The organism is Kaistia hirudinis (assembly GCF_014196455.1).
Classification (GTDB): Bacteria; Pseudomonadota; Alphaproteobacteria; order Rhizobiales; family Kaistiaceae; genus Kaistia; species Kaistia hirudinis.
In genome coordinates, this window is the sequence record NZ_JACIDS010000002.1 from 307,511 (window position 1) to 334,459 (window position 26,949).

Annotated in this window: 22 protein-coding genes; 14 read left to right on the plus strand and 8 right to left on the minus strand. The window is 65.2% G+C overall.

What is annotated here, in order from left to right; all coding sequences use genetic code 11:
• The first annotated feature begins 61 nt into the window (after positions 1 to 61).
• From GGR25_RS06540 to GGR25_RS24675, 8 genes are all read left to right on the plus strand, one after another.
• Positions 62 to 1,180 (plus strand): ATP-grasp fold amidoligase family protein, encoded by a 1,119-nt coding sequence (locus GGR25_RS06540; protein WP_183397960.1) that lies wholly within the window; start codon positions 62 to 64, stop codon positions 1,178 to 1,180.
• Positions 1,177 to 1,878: an apurinic/apyrimidinic endonuclease family protein gene (locus GGR25_RS06545; RefSeq protein ID WP_183397961.1), complete on the plus strand. Its 702-nt coding sequence runs from the start codon at positions 1,177 to 1,179 to the stop codon at positions 1,876 to 1,878. The genes GGR25_RS06540 and GGR25_RS06545 overlap by 4 nt, the downstream gene beginning before the upstream one ends.
• 101 nt (positions 1,879 to 1,979) lie before the next feature.
• A complete protein-coding gene (locus tag GGR25_RS06550) occupies positions 1,980 to 3,515 on the plus strand; it encodes a glycosyltransferase family protein (protein WP_183397962.1) in 1,536 nt (511 codons plus the stop codon).
• Positions 3,419 to 4,630, plus strand: coding sequence for an aminotransferase class V-fold PLP-dependent enzyme (locus tag GGR25_RS06555; RefSeq protein WP_183397963.1), 1,212 nt, complete (start codon positions 3,419 to 3,421; stop codon positions 4,628 to 4,630). Before GGR25_RS06550 ends, GGR25_RS06555 begins: the two co-directional genes overlap by 97 nt.
• Positions 4,630 to 5,133 (plus strand): LOG family protein, encoded by a 504-nt coding sequence (locus GGR25_RS06560; RefSeq protein WP_183397964.1) that lies wholly within the window; start codon positions 4,630 to 4,632, stop codon positions 5,131 to 5,133. Before GGR25_RS06555 ends, GGR25_RS06560 begins: the two co-directional genes overlap by 1 nt.
• Entirely contained in the window at positions 5,123 to 6,064 is a 942-nt protein-coding gene (locus GGR25_RS06565) for a GNAT family N-acetyltransferase (RefSeq protein ID WP_183397965.1), read from the plus strand. The genes GGR25_RS06560 and GGR25_RS06565 overlap by 11 nt, the downstream gene beginning before the upstream one ends.
• 27 nt (positions 6,065 to 6,091) lie before the next feature.
• Positions 6,092 to 8,059, plus strand: coding sequence for a class I SAM-dependent methyltransferase (locus tag GGR25_RS06570; protein ID WP_183397966.1), 1,968 nt, complete (start codon positions 6,092 to 6,094; stop codon positions 8,057 to 8,059).
• A 132-nt stretch (positions 8,060 to 8,191) separates the two neighbouring features.
• Positions 8,192 to 8,920 (plus strand): hypothetical protein, encoded by a 729-nt coding sequence (locus tag GGR25_RS24675; RefSeq protein ID WP_183397967.1) that lies wholly within the window; start codon positions 8,192 to 8,194, stop codon positions 8,918 to 8,920.
• On the opposite strand, the gene GGR25_RS06580 is transcribed toward GGR25_RS24675, so the two are convergent.
• The 5 genes from GGR25_RS06580 to GGR25_RS06600 form a co-directional block, all read right to left on the minus strand.
• Positions 8,917 to 10,071 (minus strand): CaiB/BaiF CoA transferase family protein, encoded by a 1,155-nt coding sequence (locus GGR25_RS06580; RefSeq protein ID WP_183397968.1) that lies wholly within the window; start codon positions 10,069 to 10,071, stop codon positions 8,917 to 8,919. The genes GGR25_RS24675 and GGR25_RS06580 overlap by 4 nt on opposite strands.
• A gap of 11 nt (positions 10,072 to 10,082) precedes the next feature.
• On the minus strand, positions 10,083 to 11,312 hold the full coding sequence (locus GGR25_RS06585) for an acyl-CoA dehydrogenase (RefSeq protein ID WP_183397969.1): 1,230 nt from the start codon (positions 11,310 to 11,312) through the stop codon (positions 10,083 to 10,085).
• A gap of 133 nt (positions 11,313 to 11,445) precedes the next feature.
• Positions 11,446 to 12,675 carry an FAD-dependent oxidoreductase gene (locus GGR25_RS06590; RefSeq protein WP_183397970.1) on the minus strand — a complete coding sequence of 410 codons (1,230 nt, stop codon included), beginning with the start codon at positions 12,673 to 12,675 and terminating at the stop codon, positions 11,446 to 11,448.
• Between the two features lie 13 nt (positions 12,676 to 12,688).
• Positions 12,689 to 13,018, minus strand: coding sequence for a MocE family 2Fe-2S type ferredoxin (locus tag GGR25_RS06595; protein ID WP_210299839.1), 330 nt, complete (start codon positions 13,016 to 13,018; stop codon positions 12,689 to 12,691).
• A 48-nt stretch (positions 13,019 to 13,066) separates the two neighbouring features.
• Positions 13,067 to 14,146, minus strand: a complete 1,080-nt coding sequence (locus tag GGR25_RS06600) for a fatty acid desaturase family protein (protein WP_183397971.1) — start codon at positions 14,144 to 14,146, stop codon at positions 13,067 to 13,069.
• Between the two features lie 176 nt (positions 14,147 to 14,322).
• Here GGR25_RS06600 and GGR25_RS06605 point away from each other — a divergent pair, with 176 nt between their 5' ends.
• Positions 14,323 to 15,348: a LacI family DNA-binding transcriptional regulator gene (locus GGR25_RS06605; RefSeq protein WP_183397972.1), complete on the plus strand. Its 1,026-nt coding sequence runs from the start codon at positions 14,323 to 14,325 to the stop codon at positions 15,346 to 15,348.
• Between the two features lie 68 nt (positions 15,349 to 15,416).
• Here the strand turns inward: GGR25_RS06605 and GGR25_RS06610 are convergent, their stop codons facing one another.
• The 3 genes from GGR25_RS06610 to GGR25_RS06620 form a co-directional block, all read right to left on the minus strand.
• A complete protein-coding gene (locus GGR25_RS06610) occupies positions 15,417 to 17,075 on the minus strand; it encodes an MFS transporter (RefSeq protein ID WP_380146363.1) in 1,659 nt (552 codons plus the stop codon).
• A gap of 286 nt (positions 17,076 to 17,361) precedes the next feature.
• Positions 17,362 to 19,755 carry a DNA translocase FtsK gene (locus GGR25_RS06615; protein ID WP_246409317.1) on the minus strand — a complete coding sequence of 798 codons (2,394 nt, stop codon included), beginning with the start codon at positions 19,753 to 19,755 and terminating at the stop codon, positions 17,362 to 17,364.
• A gap of 155 nt (positions 19,756 to 19,910) precedes the next feature.
• A complete protein-coding gene (locus GGR25_RS06620) occupies positions 19,911 to 20,930 on the minus strand; it encodes a LacI family DNA-binding transcriptional regulator (protein ID WP_183397974.1) in 1,020 nt (339 codons plus the stop codon).
• A gap of 288 nt (positions 20,931 to 21,218) precedes the next feature.
• Between GGR25_RS06620 and GGR25_RS06625 the strand changes: the two genes are divergently transcribed.
• The 5 genes from GGR25_RS06625 (at position 21,219) to GGR25_RS06645 (ending at position 26,939) form a co-directional block, all read left to right on the plus strand.
• The gene (locus GGR25_RS06625) at positions 21,219 to 22,322 is read left to right on the plus strand and encodes a Gfo/Idh/MocA family protein (protein WP_380146362.1); all 1,104 of its coding nucleotides are present in this window, start codon (positions 21,219 to 21,221) and stop codon (positions 22,320 to 22,322) included.
• Between the two features lie 38 nt (positions 22,323 to 22,360).
• Positions 22,361 to 23,275, plus strand: coding sequence for a sugar phosphate isomerase/epimerase family protein (locus GGR25_RS06630; protein ID WP_183397975.1), 915 nt, complete (start codon positions 22,361 to 22,363; stop codon positions 23,273 to 23,275).
• A gap of 181 nt (positions 23,276 to 23,456) precedes the next feature.
• Complete coding sequence (locus GGR25_RS06635) at positions 23,457 to 24,347, plus strand: ABC transporter permease (protein ID WP_380146380.1); 891 nt, start codon at positions 23,457 to 23,459, stop codon at positions 24,345 to 24,347.
• A gap of 25 nt (positions 24,348 to 24,372) precedes the next feature.
• Complete coding sequence (locus tag GGR25_RS06640; RefSeq protein WP_246409318.1) at positions 24,373 to 25,347, plus strand: sugar ABC transporter substrate-binding protein; 975 nt, start codon at positions 24,373 to 24,375, stop codon at positions 25,345 to 25,347.
• Positions 25,348 to 25,403: 56 nt separating this feature from the next.
• A complete protein-coding gene (locus GGR25_RS06645; RefSeq protein WP_210299840.1) occupies positions 25,404 to 26,939 on the plus strand; it encodes a sugar ABC transporter ATP-binding protein in 1,536 nt (511 codons plus the stop codon).
• The last annotated feature ends 10 nt before the right edge of the window (positions 26,940 to 26,949 follow it).

Below are 26,949 nucleotides of genomic sequence, written 5' to 3' on the forward strand. Positions count from 1 at the left end.
ATCGATCGAGGAGCGATCCGCCTCCGACGGGAGGCGGGCAGGATCGTGCGGCCAGATCTTCGTGATCGTCCGATCGGCACAAAAGCAAACGCTGCTCCATGTGCCAGAGGCGTTTGGGCGCGGCGTGCAGCCCGTTGCCGGAATACTTGCGCGGCGCTCGACAAACGCGGATGCCCTCACTAATGGTTGTCGGCCTTGGACATGGGGAGTCTCCGGCGTGCTGGCTGATGCATTTCGGGATCCGAACGGCTATTTTCAGCGCGCTCGGTTCCGCTTCTCTGAATGGCGTTCGGGCTATGAGACGGAGCGGCGGCTGTTCGAGGAGCGGCACGGCTATCCGCTGGATCTCGAAAATCCGAAGAGCTTCAGCGAGAAGATCTGCTGGAGAAAGCTCTTCGACCGGAACCCTCTTCTGCAGCGCGTCGTGGACAAATATGCCGTGCGCTCCTATGTGACCGAGATTCTCGGCAAGGAACGCGCCGACGAGGTTCTGATCCCCCTTCTTGCCGTAGCGACCGACCCGGCCGACATTCCGTTCGATAAGCTGACGGGCAACTATATCCTCAAGGCCAATCACGGCTCGGGCCTCAATCGTCTGGTCCGCGATGACCGGCAACCCGATGTGCCTGCCATCATCAACCAATGCCGGGAGTGGCTGTCGCAGTCCTACGGGACCTACAAGCACGAATGGGCTTATGAGGCGATGCGCCGGCGCATCGTCGTCGAGGCGCTGATCGACGACGGCAAGGGCCTGCCGGTGCGCGAGTGCAAGTTTCAGATGTTCGGCGGAAAATGCGCGCTGATCCAGGTGCTCAATGATGGCTCCTGGTATGATGGCGTCAATTACCTGGGAGACGGGCTGCCGACGCTCACCTACTTCACGCCCGACTGGAAGCCGCTGGACGTCTCCTGGTATTACTATTGGATCGACCTCAATTTTCCCTCCGCGCCGTCGCAGCCGCGGCCGAAGAACCTTGATGCCATGATCGAGCTGGCGGAGGCGCTGTCCAAGCCGTTCGACTATATGCGCGTCGACCTCTACGAACTGCCCGACGGTATCCGCTTCGGCGAGCTGACGCCCTATCATCTGAGCGGCCACAGCCGGATCACACCCCGCGAATTTGACTTCGAGCTCGGTTCGCTCTGGCAATTGCCCGGCCGTCGGGGGGCGCGGACATGACGACCGGGCTCGCCGGCTGGCCGCTGCGGAGCGCCTCTCTTGACGATCTCGCCTGGCTCTGGCCGGCTGATTCCGGGCCCATCGTCGAATTGCCGAAGGACCTGGTGGACCGTCTCTCGATCAAGCGGCTTCGAGGATTGCTCGAGCGTGTCGACGTCCCGGTTTCCCTTGCCGGCACGACGGATCTCGCGCGCCTCGGCGGGATGGATTGGGAGCTCTATCAGCGCTATCTCGACATCCAGATCGCGCAACTGCACTTCCTGGGAGCGACGCTGTTCCGCGGCTTCCTCCAGGCGGAGACGCAGGAAGAGTTCCGCCGGGCACTGGATCGCCTGAAGGCCTATGCGGCGACGCACGCCGATGTCGAATTCGTCCTCGAAACCCACAATGGCTGGGAAACGACGCTCTCCGGGCTGACGGAGCTTCTTGCCGACACGCCGTTCCGCCTGGTGGTCGATTTCGCGAATATCGAGCATGCCGACGCGAAGGAGTTCATCCTCGAAGGTGGCATTGGAGGCCGGATCGCCTATTTCCATACCCGCAGGCTGCCGGAATCGGGCGATCGTTCGGCGATCTCCGTAACCGAGCGGCGGGCTCGCGCGGCTTATCCGGAGCACGCCTTCCTGTGGGAGCCGAAGTCCATCGGGACGCGGCGCGCTCTCGAGGTGTGGCGCTCGCGGGGCGGGCGTTCGGGTTGAGTCGAGGCGTGGCCAGCCTTACGTCTGACGCCGACCGAAGGGGCGGCAGGCCGATGTGGACCGAGTTCGAAACCAAAACCAACTCCTGACTTGAGACAGCATTGGCGCCCTCCCTCAACATTGAAAAGCTCATCGAGAGCATTGGTCTACCGGCTGCGGAGCTGAGAGCCTATCTCATCGACGAGATCGACGAATTCCTCGCCGCGAGCGACCCGGCTCATCTGGAAGACGAGTTCGGCGACGTTCTCTTCGCCTTGTTGTCCATGGCCTGGGCGCATACGGGACGTCACTATCCGCTGCGCCTCGATCTTGCCGAGGCCAAGCTGCAGCAGCGACTTGGCCGATATGGAACGATCAGCCGCCACGCGCCCAAATACACCGACGATCGCATCGCCGAGATGGAGGTGGGCGTCGTCCATTTCGTCCTCGGCCAGTTCGGCGGCCAGTGGCAACGCTTCGACGCGCTTCAGAACGGCACGGTCGCGGAAATCTCCGCGCTGACGGATGCGCCGTTCGGCGAGCCGGATCGCCTGACGAACCACTGCATCGTGACCTTCGGCGATGTCGACGAGATTTCGTACGAGATCATCTATTCCGCGGCGACACAGCGCGCCGGCAACACGATCCGCTGCCGTATTCCGGATTTCCTGTTCCTGCGCGCAAAGAAGGGCCTCATCTTCGATCAGCTTGCCGGGCTGATGGCGTTGCAGGTTTCGGCCGCGCTGGACGGCATACGCCTGTCTCCCTCGGCGATAGCCCATTTCCACAGCTGGGAATCCGGATTTCTGACCGATTCGGTCTCGTTCTGGCGGCGGATCGCGACGATGAAGACGATCTTCTCGCCCTATCTGACGACGGGCCGTCTCAAGGCATTGATCGAGAGCCGCGGCGGCACAGGGTGGACGATGACGCCGGACGAGCTTCGCGTCGCCGCGGAATATGAGCGCAAGCTCAGCCAGGCCTGCATGCGCGTCGTGCTGGAGAGTTCGCTCGATCGGGAGTTCTTCACCTCCTGGGTTCACCCCGAGCGTCTCGACCTGCGCTCCTTCGCCGTTGATCGCCAGGCCTCGTTCGCAGTGGAGCCACCGCGCGCCGGCCGGCTGACCTTCATTGCCGGCGGACGCCCGGTTCGCGAAAAGGGCTTCGTCGAGCTTTGCCGGGAATTCGCCGCGGTTCGTGACTGGGCGAAGGACGAGGGGGTCGACGTCTCGCTGGCCATCCTGTGTCGCGAGCGCAATCGCAGCAAGGGCCAGGAATACATCGTCGATATCGAGCGCGTCATCGCCGAGAAAAACCTCGGTGATTGCGTATCGATCGAGCCGAAAGTCTCCCTCGACGAACTAAAACAACGAATCCGGGAATCGGACGCGTTGATCGTGCCGTCGATCTACGATCCCTATTGCCTGATGCCGACCTATTCGGTGGAGGAGAAGCGGCCGTCTTTCGTGTCCACGCATGCGGGGATCGCGGAGAATATCAGATCGCCTGAATTCACCTTCGATCCCGAGCTTGAGGGCGACCTTGTTCGTGCCATTCGTGCATGGTACGCGAAGCCCTCTGTCTTCGCGTTCGAGTCCCGCTTCGCAAGTTATCTCGGCTTATATCTCGCCAAAGAGTCTCGGCCGCTATGGGAATAGGTAATCTTCTTCTCGGCGATATCGAACAATTGCTCACTGATCGGGCGATCGGTCGACGCAAGCTGCACCGCATGTTCGGCGCGGAGTCCCAATGCTGGATCGCGGAGAACGAGATCCAGAAGATGTATCCCGGCACATCGTGCCTGCTGCTCCCCTCCGCGACCGTCGGTCTGGCGCTCGCGCTCGAAGCGCTCGACTTCGAGCCTGGCAGCGAGGTCCTCATTTCCGGCTTCGGTTGGCTTTCCAACTGGTCCTGCATCCACCGGGCCGGCCTCGTTGCGAAGTTCCTGCCCCTTGATGACAATCTGCAGTTGCGGGCGGAGGACGTCCGCGAACGGATCACCGAACGGACCCGGGCGGTCATCGTCACCCATCTCATGGGGCGCGGCCAGCAAGCGGTGGCGGATATCGCCTCGATCTGCGCCGAGCGCGGCGTCGTTCTGCTCGAGGATATCGCGCAGTCCTTCGGCGTCTCCGTTCGTGGCCGTCGGGCCGGGACGTTCGGTCTCGCCGCGTGGTGCTCGTTCAACCACCACAAGCTGCTCAGCACCGGCGATGGCGGCTGCATCCTGTCGACCGACCCGGAGTTCTTCGCCCGCATGAGCGGCCTGCATGACCACGGGCTCGTGATGAAGGGCGGCAAGCGCCGGCCGGGCGCGTCGATCCAGCCCGGAATGTCGTTGCGCTCGAGCGAGGTCGTCGGAGCGGTGCTGCGGGGGCAACTGGCGCGCTTCAACCTGATCCGCACGAAGATCCTCATGCAGTACGACGCGATGGCACAGGCTTGCCAGCGTCGTCTGCAGGTCCGGCTGATCGATCCGAATCCCGGTGATCTGCCCTTCACGGTCCTCTTCGAGCGTCCGGATCGCCTGATCTATCCGACGCTCGTCGACTCGGGTTGGCACGTGGCCTCCAACGTGCCGTGGCAGCGCGAGTCTTTCGAAGGCGCACTCGCGTCGGATCCGGCCCTGGCAGCGACGCTGACGCGCATCGGCTCGGTTTCCGCGCTCGGCTCCGGCTTCGTCGATCCCTATTTCGCAATCGCCGACGGCATCGACATCACGGATGACGTGTCGGCCGTTGACGATGTCCTTTCCCGACTCGAGATCAACTGATGAACCTTCATCTTATCGGCTCGGACGCCGACCGGCGGGAAACGCGCCTCGACGGCATCGAGATCCGCGCAGTCGCAGCCTTGATGGCTGAGACGTTCCAGCGCCTGATCGTCGCCGATTCCGGTGTCGGTCTGGTCGCGGATTTCGCGAAGGCGTTCGCCTCCTTCGGCGAGGTCGCCGCGGTGGCGCCCGGCGAGAGCGAGTGGGCCCGCCGGGGATCGCGTTTCGCCGGGGCGGATGCCGTCCTGTGCTATCCAGGCGGACTGGGCACCTTGGCCTCGCTGTTCGGTCTGCTCTCGGGAGCGGCCCCCGACGGGCCCCCGGTCACTCCGTCGATCTACCTGTACAATTGGGAGAAGTTCTACGCGCCTCTCCTGCTGCAGATTGAGACAGCGCTTGTCACGGGTCTGATCCGGCCCGAAGCGATCGCCGCGCTGAGGGTATTCGAGAGCGTCGAGGAACTCGCCCAGCAATTGTGCGGGCCGGACGCCGATGGCCCCTGAAGCCGGTACGGATCCCTTCATCGGTCCGCGCGATCTCCGCGAGCAGTTCGCAAATGACGTGGTGCGCGAGCATTTTGCGAAGCGAGCCCCGGCAGAGGCTGTCTATCGCCAGGATGGCGACGGCTATTGCCTGATCGCGCAGCAGGGATCCGGGGCGCGCGGCTTGACCGTGCCTGCCGCCAATGAGGCGGATTTCATGTTCCACGGCAATCCTGGTCGGACCGGCGAAGACTTGGCTGAATTCATCGCCGATGCCGCGGTTCGCTCGGGTGTCGACCATCTGAGATTGCCGTTGCTTTCGCAGGGGCAGGCCGCATTCCTTCGGGCACAACTCGGCCGACGATTGCCGGAATGGGTCTTCGGAGAGGGCCTGGCATCCGTCTCGCCCGTGACGAGGGCGCGCCCTGTGACGGTTCCCGACAGCTTCCGCCGTGCCATGCGCAAAGCCGCGCAGGCCGGTTACAACATTGAACTGTCATCGCGCTTCGATACAGCAGAGCTTGTGCCGCTGCACGAAATGAGGTGGGGAAAAGGGAGTCGTGGATCGAGCTTCTTCGAGATGCTGTCGCGACTCCTGTCGGAGGGTTGTGCAGAATACATCGTCGCGCGCGATGACAATGGTACTCTGGTCGGAGCGCAGGTCGATATCCTCGGCTCGTCGACCCGTCATTTTTACTACTGCGTAAACAACAGTGCGGTCCTGGCCGGCATCGGAACCGCGGTCATGGGCTTCAGTTGGAAGCGTTTCGTCGAGAGCGACGGCGAAGAGATATATTCGTTCGGCCGGGGGGCTGAGCCATATAAGTACAGGTATGCCGATGGCGTTCGCGCATGGTTTGAGTTGCGCGGGTTCTACGTCCGGGGCGCTTGTCCGCGGGGTAGGATGCAGTCGGCTGCTGGGTCTGTTCGAGATCCGAGTCTGGGAGGATGAGAATTGCGGACTGCCGTCATCTCGATGGTGCGTAACGAGGCCGATGTCATCGAGACATGGCTCAATCACCATTTGAACCTGTTTGACGACCTGTTCATCGCCGATCATCTCTCCGACGATGGTACTTATGAGTTCCTGAAGTCGGTGGCCGATGCCGACGACCGGGTGCACCTCATCCGCTACGAGGCGCCCTCCTATGATCAGGACGTCGTCTTCGATGCCCTGCGGCGTCAGGTCCTGGATACATCGGAAGCAGAGTTGCTCTTCGTGCTCGATGCCGACGAGTTCCTGCCGTTCGACTCGACCGCGGCTTTTCAGGAAGCGCTGGAAGCTGCTGCCGAGCACAATCTGATGCGTTTCCCCTGGCGCAATGCCTATCCGAGCGTTCCCGACGGATTTGGCGTCGCGTTCGATGGTTTCGCGTCCAAGGAGTTGTCCGGCTACGGCAAGATCGCGATGCGCCGGCATATCGCTGCCGACGGCCTCTACCGCATTCCCAAAGGCGCGCACTGGCTCGAGCATTCGATGATCGGTGTGGTCGAGGGGGCGGATGTCGGCGAACTGCTGCATTTTCCGGTCCGCTCGATCGATCAGATCTGGCGCAAGGTGATGCAGGGATGCGAGGCCTATCTCGCCATTCCGGGCTATGACGGTCTCGAGGGTGCGCACTGGATCGACCTCCTCGAGGCTCTGCTCTCCGGGAGGACCGACTGGAGCCTTGCGCCGATCCTGGTGCATGACTATGGCCGCAAGCGCACGCCCGAAACGGCCGCGCAGGCCATCGAGTCCTTCGAGCCGCGCAGCTTCCAGTTCATAGCCGCTGCGGCCGGGGCAGCCGCGATCGTGCGGAGCGCGGCTGTCGAACCGGTGGTTCAGGCTGACCGGGCTACAGCCGGGCGCAAGCTTCTGGCGCGCCTGCAGGGTTTGAGCGCCGAGCTTCGGGGCGCGACCGGCAAAGACAACCGCATTTCCGTCGTGGATGGCGTGATACGCCATCCAAGCGACCTGGTGGCCAGCCGATTCTCCGCATTGCCCCCTCTGGACGCCGCCACGCCGACGCTGCCCGAACTCACCGATGCGCTGGACTCCGCGTTCCGCGACATCGAGGACCGTGCGCCCAGCGCATGGGGCGAGCACATTCCCTTTCTATTTGCGCTGATCGCGCTCGTCCGGCCGCGCCGGTATGTCGAACTCGGCGTGCACAACGGCACCAGCTTCTTCGCGGCCTGCCAGGCCATGCGGTTCGAGGGTGTGGAGGGCGAGTGCATCGCGGTCGACAACTGGATCGGCGATCCCCATGCCGGCGCGCACTCGCCGAATGTGTTCAATACATTTGTCGGACGCCTGTTCGAGAAGTACAGCGATCTGGCTGGCTTCATCCGCAAGGACTTCGCGCAGGCGAGCGAGCAGTTCGCTCCCGGTTCCGTCGATCTGCTGCATATCGATGGCTTCCATACGCTGGCTGCCGTCCGGGGCGATTTCAACGGCTGGCTCGACAAGCTGAGCGACCATGGCGTCGTGCTGTTTCACGACACCAACGAGTTCCAGTCTGACTTCGGCGTATGGCGCTTCTGGCGGCTGATCCGCGAGCGCTATCCCTTCGTCGAGTTCGGTCACGGGCATGGCCTCGGTGTTCTCGTGGTCGGCGAGAAGAGCCGTCTTCGCGGCGTGCTGCAGGGCGGCGAGACGCTGATCACGTCGCCGCGTCTCAACGAACTTTATCAGGTGGTGTTCGGCAATCTCGGGCGCCTCAACTGGTCGCCGGATACGGGCGTTCCGATTGGCCAGGTCGTTCCGCAGCTGGAAGGTCTGTCGCCGCGTCATGAGGCGGCGCAACTGCGCGAACTCTTGCGCGTGCAGGAACTGGTCGTTCAGGAACAGGCGGAAAGGATCCGGGACCTTCAGGCGCGACTCAACCGATATGACCGGTCGATCTATGGCCGGGCGAGATCAGCCATCCGCAGAATGAGGCTCGGCACCTCGTCGGGTTCTTAGCCGTGATGAACCCGATAGGCCTCGACCCCGTGTCGGCAGGCTGCGGTGGTCTGTCGGACACTAGAGTGGCTGGGGCCCTGGGCCTTTGGCCGGCTTGCTCCTTTGGTGAATTCGGCCGGGGGGCCTGCTGACGTGGCCCGTTTTGCGTCCTTCTGGTTCGGGGGCTCGCTCAGCGGCTTCGAGCGCTATTGCATCTCCAGTTTCATCCGGTGGGGGCACAGCTTCCAGCTCTACAGCTACGATCCGGAACTGGCCGTCCCGGAAGGCTGCGAGCTTGTTCCGGCTGAATCGATCCTGCCGAGGGACAAGGTCTTCTTCTATTCTGAGAGCCCCGGCCGCAAGGTGTCCGCCTTCTCCAACATGTTCCGCTATTCGATGATCTACGAGACCGGAACCTGCTGGGTCGATACCGACGTCGTTTGCCTGGGCGCTGATTTCGTCGAGGCGCCCTATGTCTTCGCCCGGCAAGACGAAGAGTATTTCAACGGCGCCATCTTGAGATTTCCTGCCGGCCACGAGGCGATGCAACTGGCCTCCGAATACTGCTGGGAAGTGCGGAAGACCAGTGTCTGGGGCGATCTCGGGCCGCGCCTGATGACCAAGGTGATCGCGGAATACGGCCTCGCGAACGAAGCCGTCGACACGCATCTGCTCTACCCCGTTCACTGGCGCGACGCGATCCAGCTGTTCGATCCGTCCGAACGGGAACACGTCGCCGCGAGGGTTTCCGGCGCGATGATGCTGCACCTGTGGAACGAGACATTCTCGACACGAGGGATCAGCAAGAACCAGATGCCGCCGCCTGGCAGCTATCTCGCCGAGAGCATCCGCGCCTCCGGGGCCGAGCGCTTCTTCAGCTAGGCGGCGCCATCAAGCCCCTCGATCTCTGCGCGGATCTCCTCGTCATGCTCGCCGAGCCGCGGTGCGCGGCGGTCGAGCTTGAGGCTGCCGTCCGACAGGCTGATCGGCGTCCGCACGCCCGCAATGCCGTCGGGCGCGATTTGCATGCCGCGGGCGATGACCTGCGGGTCGGCGAAGACGTCGGCGACCGTATTGATCGGGCCCGCCGGCACGCCGACCATCTCCAGCGCGGCGAGCAATTCATCGCGGCTCCAACCGCGCGTGCGGGCCGCGATCCGCTCCGTCAGGTCCTTGCGGTGGGCGACGCGGGCGGCATTGGTCGCAAAGCGCGGATCAGAGGGCAGGTCCTCCTCGCCGATCACCGAACAGAAGCGCGCGAACTGTCCGTCATTGCCGACTGCGAGAATGAAATGCCCATCGCGCACGGGAAGCGTCTGGTAGGGCGCGATGTTGGGATGCGCATTGCCGAGCCGATGCGGCGGCGTGCCGGTGACGAGATAGTTCATCGCCTGGTTGGCGAGCACGCCGGTCATGCTGTCGAGCAGCGACATGTCGATCTGCTGGCCGAGCCCTGTCCGCTCGCGCTGTGCGAGCGCCGCCTGGATCGCGACGACGCCATAGAGGCCCGTGAAGATATCGGCGAAGGCGACGCCGATCTTCTGCGGCTCGCCTTCGGGGTCGCCGGTCAGGTCCATGATGCCGGACATGCCCTGGACTAGAAAGTCATAGCCCGCGCGCTCGCGATAGGGGCCGGTGTGGCCGAAGCCGGTGATCGAGCAATAGACGAGGCGGGGATTGAGCGCCTTGAGGCTCTCATAGTCGAGCCCGAACTTGGCAAGGCCGCCGAACTTGAAGTTCTCGATGACGACATCCGCCGTGGCGATCAGGCGGCGGACGAATGCGAGATCCTCCGGCGCGCGGAAATCCGCGACGACGGAGCGCTTGCCGCGGTTGCAGGCATGGAAATAGGCGGCGGTCGTCTCGCCGCCATGCTCCACGAAAGGCGGCCCCCAGCGGCGCGTATCGTCGCCCTCGGGGCTCTCGACCTTGATCACATCGGCGCCGAGATCGGCCAGCGTCTGGCCGATCCAGGGGCCTGCAAGGATGCGGGCGAGCTCGACGACCCGCAGCCCCGCATGCGGATGATCCATAGTGTGTCCGATCAGAAGAAGGCCTGCAGCCCGGTCTGCGCCCGGCCGAGGATCAGCGCATGAATGTCGTGCGTGCCCTCGTAGGTGTTGACCGTCTCGAGGTTCTGCGCGTGGCGCATGACGTGATATTCGATCTGGATACCGTTGCCGCCATGCATGTCGCGCGCTTCCCGCGCGATCGCCAGCGCCTTGCCGCAATTGTTGCGCTTGACGAGCGAGATCATCTCGGGCGCCGCCTCGCCGGAATCGAGCAGGCGTCCGACGCGCAGCGAGGCCTGCAGGCCGAGCGCGATCTCGGTCTGCATGTCGGCGAGCTTCTTCTGGAACAGCTGCGTGGCGGCCAGCGGCCGGTCGAACTGCTTGCGGTCGAGGCCGTACTGGCGCGCGCGGTGCCAGCAATCCTCGGCGGCGCCGAGCACGCCCCAGGAAATGCCATAGCGCGCGCGGTTGAGGCAGCCGAACGGGCCCTTGAGCCCGGAAACGCCGGGCAGCAGCGCGTCCTCGCCGACCTCGACGCCGTCGAGCACGATCTCGCCGGTGATCGAGGCGCGCAGCGACAGCTTGCCGCCGATCTTGGGCGCGGAAAGACCCTTCATGCCCTTCTCGAGGACGAAGCCGCGGATGGCGCCCTCATGCGCCGCCGACTTCGCCCAGACGACAAAGACATTGGCGATCGGGCTGTTGGAGATCCAGGTCTTGGCGCCGAACAGGCGATAGCCGCCATCGATCTTCTCGGCACGCGTGACCATGCTGCCCGGATCCGAGCCCGCGTCCGGCTCGGTGAGGCCGAAGCAGCCGATCCATTCGCCGCGCGCGAGCTTGGGCAGATAGCGGCGCCGCTGCGCCTCCGAGCCATAGGCGTAGATCGGGTACATGACGAGCGAGGACTGGACGCTCATCATGGAGCGATAGCCGGAATCGATCCGCTCGACCTCGCGGGCGACGAGGCCATAGGCGACATAGGACGCGCCCGCGCCGCCATATTCCTCCGGCACGGTGACGCCGAGCAGGCCCGTCTCGCCCATCTCGGCGAAGATCGCAGGATCCGTCTGCTCCTCGAGATAGGCCGCCTCGACACGCGGGGCCAGCCGGTCGGCGGCAAAGGCGGCCGCCGCATCACGGATCATCCGCTCCTCCTCGTCGATCTGCTGCTCGAAGCGGAAGGGATCGGCCCAGTCGAAACGGGAAAGGTCGGGGCGGTCCTTGGGGCGCGTGGGCGCGGCGGAGGCTGGCTCGCTCATGGTCTCTCTCTCAACGACGACGGTGTCTCGCGGCTCAGCGCGACACGAGGGTCACCGAGCTAATACGCCGGAAGCGGCACCGTGCAAAGCTGCACCGGACGGGAGGTGACCGAGTGCGCGACGGCTCGGACGTTCAGGCGTTGAGCAGGCGCTTCAACGGCAATCCCGCGTTGGCGACGTCGGCGGGCGACGGCCGCGCCTGGCGTCCGATCAACATCTCCGCAATCCGAACATCTTTCGCGATCCGGCCGTTCGGCCCGAAGGCGCTTGCGGCGACGAGGCGGTTGTCGGGGGCGAGGTGGAGGAGCATGTGGCAGTCTTCGCCGAGGTCGCGGCGCACGGTTTGCGTGCCCTCGTCGGGGAGGCCCGCGATCTGCAGCGTCGCGTCATACTGGTCGGACCAGAACCAGGGTACGGCTGCGTAGGGTTCCGACGCGCCCAGCAGGGCGCGGGCGGCGTGGTTGCCCTGGTCCTGAGCGTTGCGCCAGGCCTCCAGGCGGACGCGCCGGCCGCCATAGAGGGCGAGCGGGAAGGAGCAGCAATCGCCGGCGGCGAAGATGTCCGCATCGCTGGTGCGGAGGTGTTCATCGGCCTTGATGCCATTGTCGATCGCGAGGCCCGCCGCTTCGGCGAGCGCCGTTTCCGGAATCGCGCCGATGCCGGCGATGATGCCGTCGCAGGCGATCGTCTCGCCCTGTGCGAGGCGGATCGTGGCGCCGCCGGCACCGGCCTCGATGGCTTCGATGCCGGCACCGAGGATGAGACGGACCCCCTCGGCCGCGTGGCGCCGCGCGACCTCGGCGGCGATCGCTTCCGGCACGGCGCGGCGGAGCAGTCTCGGCGCCATCTCGATGACCGTCACCGCGCAGCCGCGCATGCGCGCCGCGGCCGCGAGCTCGAGCCCGATGAAGCCGCCGCCGATGAGGACGATCCGCCGTTCCGGCGTCAGATGGCTGCGCAGCGCCAGGGCGTCTGAGAAGCTGCGCAGATAGAGCACGCCGTCGGCGCCGGGCAGGGCGAGGCGCCGGGGTCGAGCCCCCGTGGCGAGCAGCAGGCGATCATAGGCGAGGACGGCGCCGTCCGATGTCGTGACGCTGTGCGCAGCCCGGTCGATCGCGGTCACCACCGTGCCGCGCATCAGCGTGATGTCGTGCTCGGTGAGCGTTGCCTCGGAGAGGATGAAGGCCGGCGCCGGATCGTCGACGGCGTTCAGCACGGCCTTGGAGAGCGGCGGACGCTCATAGGGCAGATGCGGCTCGTCACCGATCAGGGTGACGGAGCCGGTAAAGCCGTTCTCACGCAGCGCCATGGCGGCGCGCGCCCCCGCCTCGCCGGCGCCGATGATGACGATGCGCTCGCTCACTGCCCTTCTGCCATCAATCCAGCCCGATCAGCACGCGGCCCTTTTCGATGCGCACCGGATAGGTCTTGAGGTCGACGCAGACGGGGGCGCCCTTCGCGGCGCCGGTGCGATAGTCGAAGCGGCCATTATGCTTGGGGCACTCGATGATGTTGTCCATCACCAGCCCGTCGGCGAGATGGACCTTCTCGTGGGTGCAGAGGCCGTCCGTCGCGAAGTAGGCGTCATCCGGCGAGCGGAAGATCGCGAAGGTGCGGCCGGCATGGTCGAAGCGGATCACGTCCTCTTCGTCGATCTCGTCGGCCGCGCAGGCATCGACCCATGTCACGGCGATCGTGCTGGTCATCGTCTTTCTCCGGAGGGGAGGGCGGTCACAGGCCGCCCCGGGGAAGGATTATTCGGCGGCGACCAGGCCGGGCGGCGGCGCGCCGAGCGGCTCGACGTGGCCGGGCAGGGGGCGCTTCACATACCAGCCGGGCTCGCGCCGCTGGCGCAGCAGGGCCGGGATGATCTCCTTGTAAGCGTCCCAGCAGCTCGAATAGGGCTTGGGGCAATCCGCCTTGATCACCTCATGCAGCCGCGGCAGCGCGTGATAGGGCACCATCGGGAACATGTGGTGCTCAACATGGTAGTTCATGTTGAGATAGAGGAAGCGGAAGACCGGGTTCATATAGACCGTGCGGCTGTTGAGCCGGTGGTCGAGCACGTCCTCGTCGAGGCCGGCATGCTGGGTCAGGCCGAAGAACACCCCCATGAAGCAGCCATAGAAGGTCGGAAGGCCAATGAACATCGCCGGCAGGATGCTGCCGATCGCGAAGCACCAGACGGCGACGGCGGCGAAGATCGCGAGATAGATCCGCGCGACGCCATAGACCTTGTGCTGCTCGGACTCGGGGATGAACGTCTTCTCTTCCGCGGTCAGCCGCCCGGTAGCGTGGATGCAGAGCTTCTTGAACGTCGCCCAGGTGCTCTTGATCGCGAAGAGCTGGATGAGGATGCCGAAAATGTTCGGCGGGCGCTGCACGCCGATCTCGGGATCGCGGCCGACGATGATCGTGTCGGTGTGGTGCCGCGTATGGCTCCAGCGCCAGACGGTCGGCTCGCGCAAGATCATGAAGCAGGCAATGTGATAGACGACGTCGTTCATCCAGCGCGTCTTGAACGCCGTGCCGTGGCCGCATTCATGCCAGCGCGAATCCGAGGCGGATCCATAGAGAACGCCATAGACGATAAAGAAGGGGACGGCCCACCAGGTGCCCCAGAACCACCAGCCGCCGAACCCGGACGCGGCGAGGAACGCGAACCACAGCAGCGTGTCCCGGATGGCCGGGCCGTCGGAGCGCTTCATCAGCTCCTTCATCGTCTTGCGGTCGACGGGGCATTTGTACCATTCGGCCGTCGCGAGCCCGCGTTCGACCGCGAGGCGGGAATCGAGACCGATCAACGAATAGTCACGCCGCGTGGGGTCAGCCATCGAAGCATCCTCCGCAAATCGCCTCCCACAGCCGATCTCCCCCCGACCGCAGGACGCTTCCTCTGGAAAGATTCTAGTGATGCCGCTTCCCGGGCTCAAGTTCGCCATGATAGAATTTATCATCGAAGATCAAGGCATATTGCGGTGCACATGATAGAAACTATCATTCTCTGGCCATGACGCGGCCGACGATCGCGGATGTGGCGCGGGCCGCCGGCGTGGGGGTGGCCACCGTCGACCGGGTGCTGAACCGGCGCGCCGAGGTGCGCCGCGAGACCGCGGAGCGCGTCCTCGCCGCTGCCGAGGCCATCGGCTATCACGGCGCCGGCCTGCTGCGCCGGCGCGTCGAGGAGGTGGTGGAAAGCCGCAGCTTCGGCTTCCTGCTGCAGCGCCGGGGCGACGCGTTCTATCAGCAGATGGCGACCGCCCTTGCCGAAGCGACACGCGCTTTGCCCTCCTATCGCGGCCGGCCCATTATCGAGTTCGTGGATGACATCTCGGCCGAGACGGTGGCGGCCGGCCTGACGGCGCTCGGCGCACGTGCCGACGCCGTCGCCGTGGTCGCGGCGGACCATCCCAAGGTGACGGCGGCCGTCGCCGCGCTGCGGGATCGCGGGGTCGGCGTCGTGACGCTGCTCTCGGAGCTTTCGGGCGGCGTCGCCTTCGGCCATGTCGGCATCGATCATCGCAAGGCCGGGCGAACCGCGGCCTGGGTCATCGCGCGGCTCGCGCGCCGTCCGGGCGCCGTCGGCATCTTCGTTGGCAGCCACCGCTTCATCGGGCACGAGCTCTCCGAGATCTCCTTCCGCAGCTATTTTCGCGAGCACGCGCCGTCCTTCCGCCTGCTCGAGCCGCTCGCCAATCTCGAGGAGCCGGCGCTCGCGCATGAGGGAACCCTCGAACTGCTGCGCCGCAATCCGGACCTCGTCGGTATCTATGTGGCGGGCGGCGGCATGGCCGGGCTCGTCTCGGCGTTGCGCGAAGCCGACGAGAGCCATCGCATCGTCGCGGTCTGCAACGAGCTGGTGCCCGAAACCCGTGCTGCGCTGATCGACGGTGTCGTTGCCGCCGTGATCGCCACACCGGTCACCGAACTCGCGGCCGCGGCCGTCGGCCTCATGGCGCGATCGATCCGCACGACGCGGGAAGGCGAGGGCGCCACGCTGCTGCCCTTCGGCCTCTATGTCTCCGAGAATGTGTGACACGAGCGCCAACGAAAACGGGCCGCCCGGAGGCGGCCCGCTGTCTTGTGCGCGAGGCGATGATGCGTTCAGTCGCCGGCGTAGATGTCGCGGTTCTTGGTTTCCGGGATGAACAGCACACCGATCACGAAGCAGACGGCGGCGATCACGATCGGGTACCAGAGCCCGAAATAGATGTCGCCCGTCTGCGCCACCATGGCGAAGGCGGTGGCCGGCAGGAGGCCGCCGAACCAGCCGTTTCCGATATGGTAGGGCAGCGACATCGACGTGTAGCGGATGCGGGTCGGGAAGAGCTCGACGAGCGCCGCGGCGATCGGGCCGTACACCATCGTCACGAACACGACGAGGATGAAGAGCAGCCCGATGATCGAGGCGACCTGCGCGTTGAAGATGTCGAACGGGTTCGACATCTTGACGATCCCCGGATCGCCGGCCTTGGGATAGCCGGCGGCCTGGAGCGCGCCGAGAAGGTTCTTGTCCCAATCCGCCTTGGCCGCCTTGGGATCCGCCGCACCGGTCGCATCGAAGGCCGGGAACTCCTGCCCGTTGATGACGATCTTGACCGGCGAGCCCGCAGGCGCATCGGTCGTGGTGTAGCGGATCGAATTCTTCGCCAGGAAGTCACGCGAGACGTCGCAAGGCGCGGTGAAGACCCGCGTTCCCACCGGGTTGAACAGCTTGCCGCATTCCGCCGGATTGGCGACGACGCTGACCTGCACGCTCTCCAGCGCCTTTTCGAGGGCCGGATTGGCCTTCGTCGTGATCATCTGGAAGAGCGGGATATAGGTGAGCGCCGCGATCAGGCAGCCTGCCATGATGATCGGCTTGCGGCCGATCTTGTCGGACAGCCAGCCGAAGAACACGAAGAAGCCGGTACCGAACACCAGCGACCAGGCGATCAGCAGGTTGGCCGTATAGCCGTCGACCTTGAGGATCGATTGCATGAAGAACAGGGCATAGAACTGCCCCGTGTACCAGACGACGCCCTGACCCATGGTGAGACCGAGAAGGGCGAGAAGGGCGATCTTGGCGTTGGACCACGTGCCGAACGCCTCGCTGAGGGGCGCCTTCGAGCCGGTGCCATCTTCCTTCATCTTGAGGAAGGCGGGCGACTCGTTGAGCTGCAGGCGGATCCAGAGCGAGATGCCGAGCAGCACGACCGATACCAGGAACGGAATGCGCCACCCGAAGCTCTTGAATGCGTCTTCACCGAAGATCGTGCGCGTGAAGAGGATGACGAGCAGCGACAGGAAGAGACCGAGCGTCGCGGTCGTCTGGATCCAGGAGGTGTAGAAGCCCCGGCGTCCCTGCGGCGCATGTTCGGCGACATAGGTTGCCGCGCCGCCATATTCGCCGCCGAGCGCGAGGCCCTGCAGCAGACGGGCGGCGATCAGGATGATCGGGGCCGCGACGCCGATCGAGTTATAGCCTGGCAGCAGGCCGACCACGAAGGTCGAAAGGCCCATGATGAGGATCGTGACCAGGAAGGTATATTTGCGCCCGACCAGATCGCCGAGGCGGCCGAAGACCAGCGCGCCGAAGGGGCGAACCAGGAAGCCGGCGGCAAACGCCAGCAGCGCGAAGATGTCGGCGGTCGCCTTTGGAAATTGACTGAAGAATTGCGCGCCGATGATCGTGGCGAGCGAACCGTAAAGGTAGAAATCGTACCACTCGAACACGGTGCCGAGCGAGGAAGCGAGAATGACCTTCTTCTCGCCTGCCGTCATAGGCCTTACCGGATCAGCGGTCCCTTTCGAAGTCGTTGCAGTTGCCATGGTCCCTCCCGACTGTCTGGCATGAGCAGCGCATCGTTCGTGAAATCCCCCCGCGCGATCTCCCCACGAATGGTCTGCGGCTTTCACCTCCTAGTGGAACCTGACTGAGCGAAACATGATCGAAGTCAAGTTCCGCTCAGATCATTGATGAGAATCGGATAGCCGGCAATGCTCCAGAAATGAAAACGCCGCGGCGCTGGGCGCCGCGGCGATGAAAACATGACTATCCTGGAGGACTTCAGTTGTCGCGCGCGTTCCGCAGGATTTCGCGCTTTCCGGCATGGTTGGCCTGGCCGACGATGCCGTCCTGCTCCATGCGCTCCATGATCGACGCCGCCTTGTTGTAGCCGATCTGGAGGCGGCGCTGGATATAGGAGGTCGAGGCCTTGCGGTCGCGCAGCACGATCGCGATCGCCTGGTCGTAGAGATCCGCCCCGTCGTCGCCGAACGAGCCCTTGTCGAAGACGGCGCCGTCCTCGGCGGGGGCCGCCGTCGCAGCGGCGAGTTCCTCCTCGTCATGCGTGACCTCGTCCAGATATTCCGGACGAGCCTGGCGCTTGAGATGCGCGACGACCTGCTCGACCTCGTGATCCGAGACGAAGGGGCCGTGCACGCGCTGGATGCGGCCGCCGCCGGCCATATAGAGCATGTCGCCCTGGCCGAGCAGTTGCTCCGCGCCCATCTCGCCGAGAATGGTGCGGCTGTCGATCTTCGACGTCACCTGGAACGAGATGCGGGTCGGGAAGTTCGCCTTGATCGTGCCGGTGATGACGTCGACCGAGGGGCGCTGCGTCGCCATGACGATGTGGATGCCGGCGGCGCGGGCCATCTGGGCGAGACGCTGGATCGCGCCTTCGATGTCCTTGCCGGCGACCATCATCAGGTCGGCCATCTCGTCGACGATGACGACGATATAGGGCAGGCGGGAGAGGTCCATGACCTCTTCCTCATAGGTCTGGTCGCCCGTCTCCTTGTCGAAGCCGGTCGCGACCTGACGCGTGATCACCTCGCCCTTCTCGCGCGCTTCCGCGACGCGGGCATTGAAGCCGTCGATGTTGCGCACACCGAGGCGCGACATCTTCTTGTAGCGCTCCTCCATCTCGCGCACCGCCCATTTGAGCGCGACGACGGCCTTGCGCGGATCGGTGACGACCGGGGTCAGCAAATGCGGGATGCCGTCATAGACGGACAGCTCCAGCATCTTCGGGTCGATCATGATCAGGCGGCAATCCTCCGGCCGGTACTGGTAGAGCAGCGACAGGATCATCGTGTTGATGGCGACGGACTTGCCCGAGCCCGTCGTACCAGCGACGAGGAGATGCGGCATCTTGGCGAGGTCGACGATGACCGGCTCGCCGCCGATCGTCTTGCCGAGGCAAAGCCCGAGCTTCGTCTTCGAATCCGCGAATTCGTGGCTCTCGAGCAGTTCGCGCAGCCACACGGTCTGGCGCGTGACGTTCGGCAACTCGATGCCGATGACGTTGCGCCCTTCGACCACGGCGACGCGCGCCGAAATCGCGCTCATCGAACGCGAGATGTCGCTGGAAAGCGCGATCACTCGCGACGACTTGGTGCCGGGCGCCGGCTCCAGCTCGTAGAGCGTGACCACCGGTCCCGGATTGGCGTCGATGATCTCGCCGCGAATGCCGAAATCGCGCAGCGTCTGCTGCAGCGTCACGGAATTCTTGTTCAGCGCCTCTTCCGACAGCTCGAAATCGGGCTCGACCTGAGGCGGCTCGGCGAGCAGCTCGATCGGCGGGAACTCGTATTCGTCCGAATCCGCATAGGCCACCTCGCGGCGGAACACCGGCGCGGCCTCCTCGGCGGCGTGGATTTCTTCCGGCTCGCGCGCCGGAACAGGCGCAGGCTGGACGGCCGCGACGATCGGCATTTCGACCGACGCTTCGGAGGTCTCGGCGACGGGCCAGTTGAAGGAGACGCGGACGGAAGCGCGCAGCGGCGCCTCGATCGGGACGATGGACGGCGCCACCGCGTCGCGATCGCGGATTTCGGATTCGGCCGCAGCCGCGCGCGCTGCGGCACGGCGCTGCTCGATCGGCGAAAGCGGCGGCCGCTCATCCTTGACGACATTCCGCTGCGGCGGCTCGACCACATCGGTGCGGATCATCCGGGCGACCTTGAGCACGCTCGGCGGCGGCGTCGGAGCCGGCGGCTGGGCCTGCTGCCGGACGGGACGCATCGGCGCGGCGGGCGCGGCCGGCACCGTGCGGGCGGCCGGCTCGGTGGCGCGCGGCTCGCTGGTGGCGACAGGCTGCGTGGGGGTGGGCTGCGTCGGGGCGACCGGCGTGGGCGCGGCAGCTGCCGGCTTGCTCGGCGGCGTCTCCGCCTCCGACTCGTTCTGCCGCGGGCGCCTCAGATAGTCCGGGGTGCGCGTGAAGCGGGTGGTCGGCGTATAGGTGAACGGGCGCAGCCAGCTCGGCAGCGTGTCCTGCGCCGCGGCCTCGATGGCGCGCGACAGGGACGGATCGACGCGCGGCTGTGACTGCGCGCCATGCGCGTGCTGCGGTTGCGGATTGCCGCGCTCGAGCGGCCGCTCACTCGGCGAAGAGGAACGGTTCCGCTCGGAAACGTCGCCGTCGTTCGAAAAGGGAGGCCGCGTCGGAGAATGCATGTTCAAGGTGCCCTGGCTCGGTGTCTCGCCCGCCGTCTGCTGGCCCCTCAAGGGATAGGTAGGCAGCGTTAATGAAGCGTTGTTTGCTTCACGAGGATTGTCTCTTTCCCCAGGGTGTTGCAGGCGGGTGACGCCGCCACAAAGGCAGGCGGGACCTAGCTTTCCGGGATGTTCTCCTTGAAAATTGCCTGGATGCGGATGGCCGGTCCGTCCGGCCGCGTTTCGCCGCGCGCGGCGCGGGCGAGACGGTCGATCGCCTCCCGCGCCTCGACCCGCGGATTCTGGTCGATCACGGCGTCCATGACGCCCGAGATCAGGAAGCGCCGCGTGAATTCCGTCAGCTCGTGGCCGATGAAGACGACGGAGCGGGCGAGGCCCGATTCGGTCAGCGCGCGTGCAATCCCTCGGTTGCCGGCACCGATATTGTAAATGCCCGCGAGATCGGGATGGCGCTCGATGAGGGCGGTGGCTTCGCGATAGGCGCGCTCGGTATCGTCGCGGATTTCCCGCAGCTCGACGATCGCCAGCCCCGGATAGTCCTCGGCGATCTTGTGCCGGAAACCCATCTCGCGCTCCTCGTGACCGCGATAGGAAAGCGACCCGGCAAAGAGGGCCACCTTGCCCGAATCGGTGCGCAGGAACCGCCCGAGGAGATGACCCGCGAGGCGTCCGGCGGCGCGATTGTCGATGCCGACATAGCCGAGGCGCGGCACATGAGAGATGTCGGAGACGAGCGTCATTACCGGGACGCCACGCTCCGCGAGCGAGCGGATCGCCTCGCGCACCACCGGATGATCGAGCCCGACCAGCCCGACGCCCTCGCTCGCGCCGTGGAAGGAATCGAGCTTGCGAGCGAGGCCGTCCGGATCGAAGCCCTCGATCGAATGGATGCGCAGCCGCACATCGGGGCGCTGGGCGCCGGCGTCCGCGATCTGGGCGGCGAGGTTGTTGATGAAGGTGTTGCCGCCACCGGGCAGCACGACATCGAGCGCGACCGGCGTCACGGCGCGTGGCGCGGCCGGCACGGTCTCTTCGATATAGCCGAGGCGCCCGGCGATCGAGAGGACGCGCTCGCGTGTGCGCTCCCGCACGCCGTCCCGGCCGTTCAGAACCCTGTCGACCGTGGCGGTCGAAACTCCGGCCTCGCGGGCTATGTCGACGAGCGTCGTGCGCATGGTGTCGTTCCCTGTCCGCGGATTCTTCTGAGGTGCCGCGACATCCCGCATGATGGTGATGATTGAAAATGATGTCAAATCAATCATCCGCTTGAAACATCGAATTGGCGGCTGTGGAAACAGGAAAACACAGGCAAAACAAGGCGCCGAGACGGATTGCGGTCGAGGATCGATGAATGGTGCGGCGCATCAATTCGATGATGCAATGCATCAAAGATTGACATCGAAAAAGATCAGCATCAATCATTCGGTCAATCGGGCTTCAGGCCCGGACCGAGGGAGGATGAAATGTCGGACGCCAGCTTGTCCGGAGCATCGGGCTTTGCGCCCGATCCCGAGATTCGCGTCAGGGACCTGAAGATCGGCGCCATCGGTGCCGGCATGATCATGGCCGAGTGTCATCTGGCCGCCTATCACGAGGCCGGCTTCCCGGTCGTCGCGATCGCCTCACGGACCGAGTCGCGTGCCGCCAAGGTGGCCGAGCGCTGGGGCATCCCGAAGGTGCACGCCACCCCCGAGGCGCTGATCGAGGATCCAGACGTCGAGATCGTCGACATCGCCTTCCCGCCGGACCAGCAGCCCGCGCTGATCCGCCATGCGCTGAAGCAGCCGCATATCAAGGGCATCCTCGCTCAGAAGCCGCTTTCGCTGACGCTGGACGAGGCGATCGCGCTTCGCGACGAGGCCAAGGCCGCCGGCAAGATCCTCTCCGTCAACCAGAACATGCGCTACGACCAGTCGATGCGCGTTCTGAAGCAGATCCTTGACCGCGGCGATCTCGGCCAGCCGATCGTCGCGACGATCGACATGCATGCCATCCCGCACTGGCAGGGCTTCCTCGAGGATTACGACCGGCTGACGCTCGCCAATATGAGCGTGCACCATCTCGACGTGCTGCGCTTCCTGTTCGGCGAGCCGACCGAGATCTACACCGCCGCCCGCAAGGATCCGCGGACGACCTTCGAGCATACGGACGGCATCACCGCCTCGACGATCAAGTTCGAGTCGGGCGTCTTCGCCGTCTCGTTGGAGGATGTCTGGTCAGGTCCGCGCGAGGAAGGCTTCGACAGCGACGTCTATATCCGCTGGCGCGTCGAAGGCACCGAGGGCGTCGCCGAGGGCACGATCGGCTGGCCGACCGGCGCCGTCTCGACGCTGAAATACGCCTCGAAGCGCGCGACCGGCGGCAAGTGGGTCACGCCGAGCTGGGACACGATGTGGTTCCCGCACGCCTTCAAGGGCGTCATGGAGCAACTGCAATATGCCGTGAAGACCGGCACGCCGCCGGAGCTCTCGGTCGCCGACAATGTGAAGACCGTGGCGCTCATCGAGGCCGGCTACCGCTCCATGGCCGAAGGCCGGGCGGTCAAGCTCAGCGAAATCGCAATCTGAATTACGGACCGATCTGAAACTCAGGGAGGAGTTCAGCCATGCTGCAGGTAGGCATTTTCACGGGGTATTTCCCCTACACGCTCGAAGAGACCGCGAAGAAGATCCGCGCGCTCGGCTTCAACACGGTCCAGCTCGACCTCCATTTCAAGGACGTCGACCTCTCGGCCGGGCAGATCACCAAGGAGAAGGCGAAGAAGGTGCGCGACACCTTCCGCGACCACGACCTGCCGATCTGCTGCATCTCCGGCTATACGAACATCATCCATCCGGACAAGGACGAGCGGGCACGGCGCGTCGGCTACCTCAAGGAGATCATCCGCAATGCGCGCGATCTCGGCAGCCCCTACGTGATCTCCGAGACCGGCACCTACAACACCGAATCCGACTGGGTGCACGATCCCAAGAACAAGACCGAGGAAGGCTTCGAGGTCTGCCGGGAGGTCATCGCCGACCTCGCGCAGACCGCCTATGACCATGGCGCGACCTTCCTGCTCGAAACCTATGTGAACAACGTCGTCGGCTCCGTCGAGGAGACCGTGAAGATGTTCGCGCAGGTCGATCATCCCGGCCTCGGCCTGCTGATGGATCCGACCAACTATTTCGAGACGCACAATATCGACCGCATGGATCAGATCCTGAACCAGGTGTTCGATACGCTGACCGACAAGATCAAGATCGCGCATGCCAAGGACGTGAAGCGTTCGGGCGACGACAAGAGCGAGAAGCACGCCGACATCGGCGACGAGGACGCGCTCGAGAGCCACACCTTCCGCGGCGTCGGCGAGATCGAGCTGCCGGCTCCGGGCCTCGGCTCGCTCAACTACGATCTCTACCTGAAGCGCCTCGCCGAGAAGCACCCGAACATTCCGATCATCATCGAGCATCTCTCGGAAGACGACGTGCCGCGCGCCAAGAAGTTCCTGGACGGCAAGCTCCGCGCGCACGGGCTCTAGGACCGGCGCTCTCCAGGGGCACCACCCTCCCTCTCTCCGGGCGCCTTCCGGCGCCCGGATCTCCAGCCAAGAAGCGAAGATGACCAAACCCGACACAGGTATCGCGACGTCCCCGGCAAGGCCGGGCGTGGCTGTCTCGATCGGCAGGATCCTGCGCCAGCGCGAAGCCTCCGTCGCGCTGATGATCATCGCCGTGGTGATCTTTCTTTCCTTCGCCAATGAATATTTCCTGACGCCGCGAAACATTTTGAATGTCGGACGGCAGGCCTCCGTCGTCGCGATCGTCGCGCTCGGCCAGGCGCTGGTCATCATCGCGCGCGGCCTCGATCTTTCCGTCGGCTCCGTGCTCGGCCTGTCGGCCGTCGTCTCGGCCTTCGTCGCGCAGGCGACCGGCAATCAGGTCCTGGCGCTCGGCGCCGGCCTCGGCACGGGCATCGTCGTCGGTCTCGTCAACGGCCTCCTGTTTACGCGGCTCAATATCAACCCGTTCATCGCGACGCTCGGCACGCTGTCCGTCGCACGCGGCCTCGCACTGCTCATCACCGGCGGCATCCCCATTCCCTATGCGGGCTGGGCGCAGTGGCTCGGCGCCGGCAAGATCGTCGAGGTGCCGGTCTCGCTCATCCTGATGCTGCTGCTGGCGCTCGCCTTCCACATCTTCGCGACCCACACCCGCATCGGCCGCAACATCTATGCGATCGGCGACAGCCCCAAGGCGGCGCGCCTCGCCGGCATCAATGTCGAGGGCACGCGGCTGCTCGTCTTCGTCCTCTGCGGCCTTCTCGCCGGCCTCGGCGGCATCATCCTCGCCGGCAACCTCGCCAGCGCCAATCCGGATCTCGGCCGCGGCTACGAGCTCGACGTCATCGCCGCCGTCATTCTCGGCGGAACGGCGCTCTCGGGCGGCCGCGGCACGATCTATGGCGTCGTTCTCGGCGCGCTGCTGATGGCGCTGCTCAGCAACGCCTTCGTATTGCTCGGCATTTCAGCCCACTGGCAGGTGGTGACGAAGGGTCTTGTGATCATCCTTGCGGTCGGAATCGACGGCTTCCGGCGCGGCAGGGAGGAATAAGTTCGCCGTTGGGAAGGAAACCAAAATGAAGCTCACACGACGCACCATGCTGCTGGGCACCGGCGCCACGCTGCTGTTCGCCGGCGCTGCGTTCGCCCAGGATTTGCCCCAGGGCGGCACGGTCAAGGCGAACGACAACACCAAGGGCCCGCAGCGCATCGCCTTCATGGCGTTCCAGAACAATCCGTTCTGGATCCCGGTGACCGAGGGCGCCAAGGCGGCCAAGGACTATCTCGCCAAGTTCAACACGACGGTCGACTATGTCGATCTCGGCGACACGCTGTCGGCCGAAGTCGTGATTGCCGGCATCGAGAGCGCCATCGCGCAGAAATATAACGGCATCGTCATCGTTCCGGTCTTCGACGGCACCGAGCGCGCCATCAACGAGGCGGTCGGGCAGGGCATTCCGGTCGTCAACATCATCGCGGAAGGCAATGCTCCGTCGGACCGGCTGCTCTTCATTGGCCAGGACGCAACGGCGGCGGGCGCGCAGCTCGGCGAATTCATCGGCAAGAAGCTCGGGGGCAAGGGCAAGGTCGGCGTCATCACCGGCTATTTCGGTGCCGCCCAGCACACCAACCGCATGAACGGTGCGGTCGACTACCTGAAGAAGAACTATCCCGACATCCAGATCGTCGGTCCGTTCGAGAACCAGGACAAGGCCGAGATCGCCTATTCGCTCGTCCAGGACATGTACACGGCCAATCCCGACCTGAGCCTCGTCTATGTGACGGCGGGCGGACCCTTTGGCGCTGCCAAGGCGGTCAAGGATCTCGGCCTGACCGGCAAGGTCGGCGTCGTCGGCTTCGATCACACGCCGGAGAACGTCGAATATCTGAAGACCGGCGAGATGTGGGCTCTGATCGACCAGGCCCCGTTCCAGCAGGCCTTCGATTCGACCGTGCTGCTGCACAACTACCTGATCGACGGCAAGGCGCCGGCCGAGAAGGTCATCGCCGTCAAGGGCAACATTCTGACGCCCGACGGTCCGCTGAAGTAGTCGCCTTCGCAGGAGGCGCGGCGGCAGCGCCGCGCCTTTCTCCCTGAAAGAGCCTCATGAACGCCTCCCTCCTCAAGATTGCGCGGCTCGAGAAGTCCTTCGGTCCCGTTCGGGTGCTGCAGGGCATCGATCTCGACATGGCGCGGGGGGAGGCGATCGGCCTGATCGGCGAGAACGGCGCCGGCAAGTCGACTCTGATGAACATCGTCTCCGGCGCGTTGCAGCCGAGCGTCGGCAGTCTCGCCTTCGAGGGGCGGGAGATCGTCATCGAATCGGTCCGGCACGGGCGCGAACTCGGCATCCGTTTCGTGCATCAGGAACTGTCGATCATCGGCGCCCTGTCGATCGCCGAGAACATGTTCCTCGGCGATTACAAGTCCGGCCGGTCCGGCTTCATCAACCGCCGCGAACTCGCCGTCGCGACGCGCGCCGTGCTGGAGCGCGTCGGGCTCGCCCATCTCGATCCCTGGATGGAGGCCGGGCGCTTGCGAAGCGGCGAACAGCAGCTGATCGAGATCGCCAAGGCGATCGTCGAGCGGCCGAAGCTCCTGATCCTCGACGAGCCGACCTCGTCGCTGACCCCGGTCGAGGCGCAGCGCCTGTTCGATCTCGTGCGCGAGCTGCGCGCCGAGGGCGTCGGCGTGATCTTCATCACCCATCGCCTCGAGGAGGCGCTGGAGAATTGCGGCCGCGTCGTCGTCCTCCGCGACGGCGTGCTCATCAGCGACCGCAAGACCAGCGAGACGAGCAAGTCGCAGCTGATCCTCGACATGGTCGGCAAGACCGCGACCTTCGCCTATCGCGGCGGCACGCGGACGCCGGGCGCGACACGCCTCTCCGTCAAGGGGCTCGCCGACGAAGATCATCTGAGCCCGATCGACATGGAGGTGCGCGCCGGCGAGGTCGTGGGCCTCTTCGGCCTCATGGGCTCCGGGCGGACCGAGTTCCTTGAAACGCTCTACGGCTATCGCCGCGCCCGCTGCGGCGAGGTCTGGCTCGATGGGACGCTGCTGTCGCGCGCCGGTGCCGACAAGTCCGTCGCGTCCGGCCTGTTCATGCTGCCGGAAGGCCGGAAGATCCAGGGCATTCTGCCGACCCATTCGGTCCAGTCCAACATCACCATCGCCCGCCTGCCCGCGCTGACCCGCCTCGGCTTCGTCGCCGAGGGAGCGGAGAAGGCCGATGCCGCGCGCATGGCGCGCTCGCTCAATATCCGCATGGGCGATATCCGCCAGCCGATCACCAGCCTCTCCGGCGGCAACCAGCAGAAGGCGCTCTTCGCGCGCGCTTTGCTCGCCGAGCCCAAGGTGCTGCTGCTCGACGAGCCGACGCATGGCGTCGATGTTGGCGCCAAGGCGGAAATCTATGACATCGTCCACCGCTTCGCCGAGAGCGGTGCTGGCGTCCTGTTTGCCTCGTCCGAACTGCCGGAGATCATGGCGCTCGCCGATCGCTGCGTCGTCTTCGCCGGCGGCCGCGTCGCGGGCGTGCTGGAGCGCGCCGCCATGACGGAAGACGCCATTCTTCATCTTGCCTTCGACTTCTCGCAGGGCGGCCAGGCGGCCGCGCCGATGCCGGTCGGGCCAACCTAACGACAAGGGA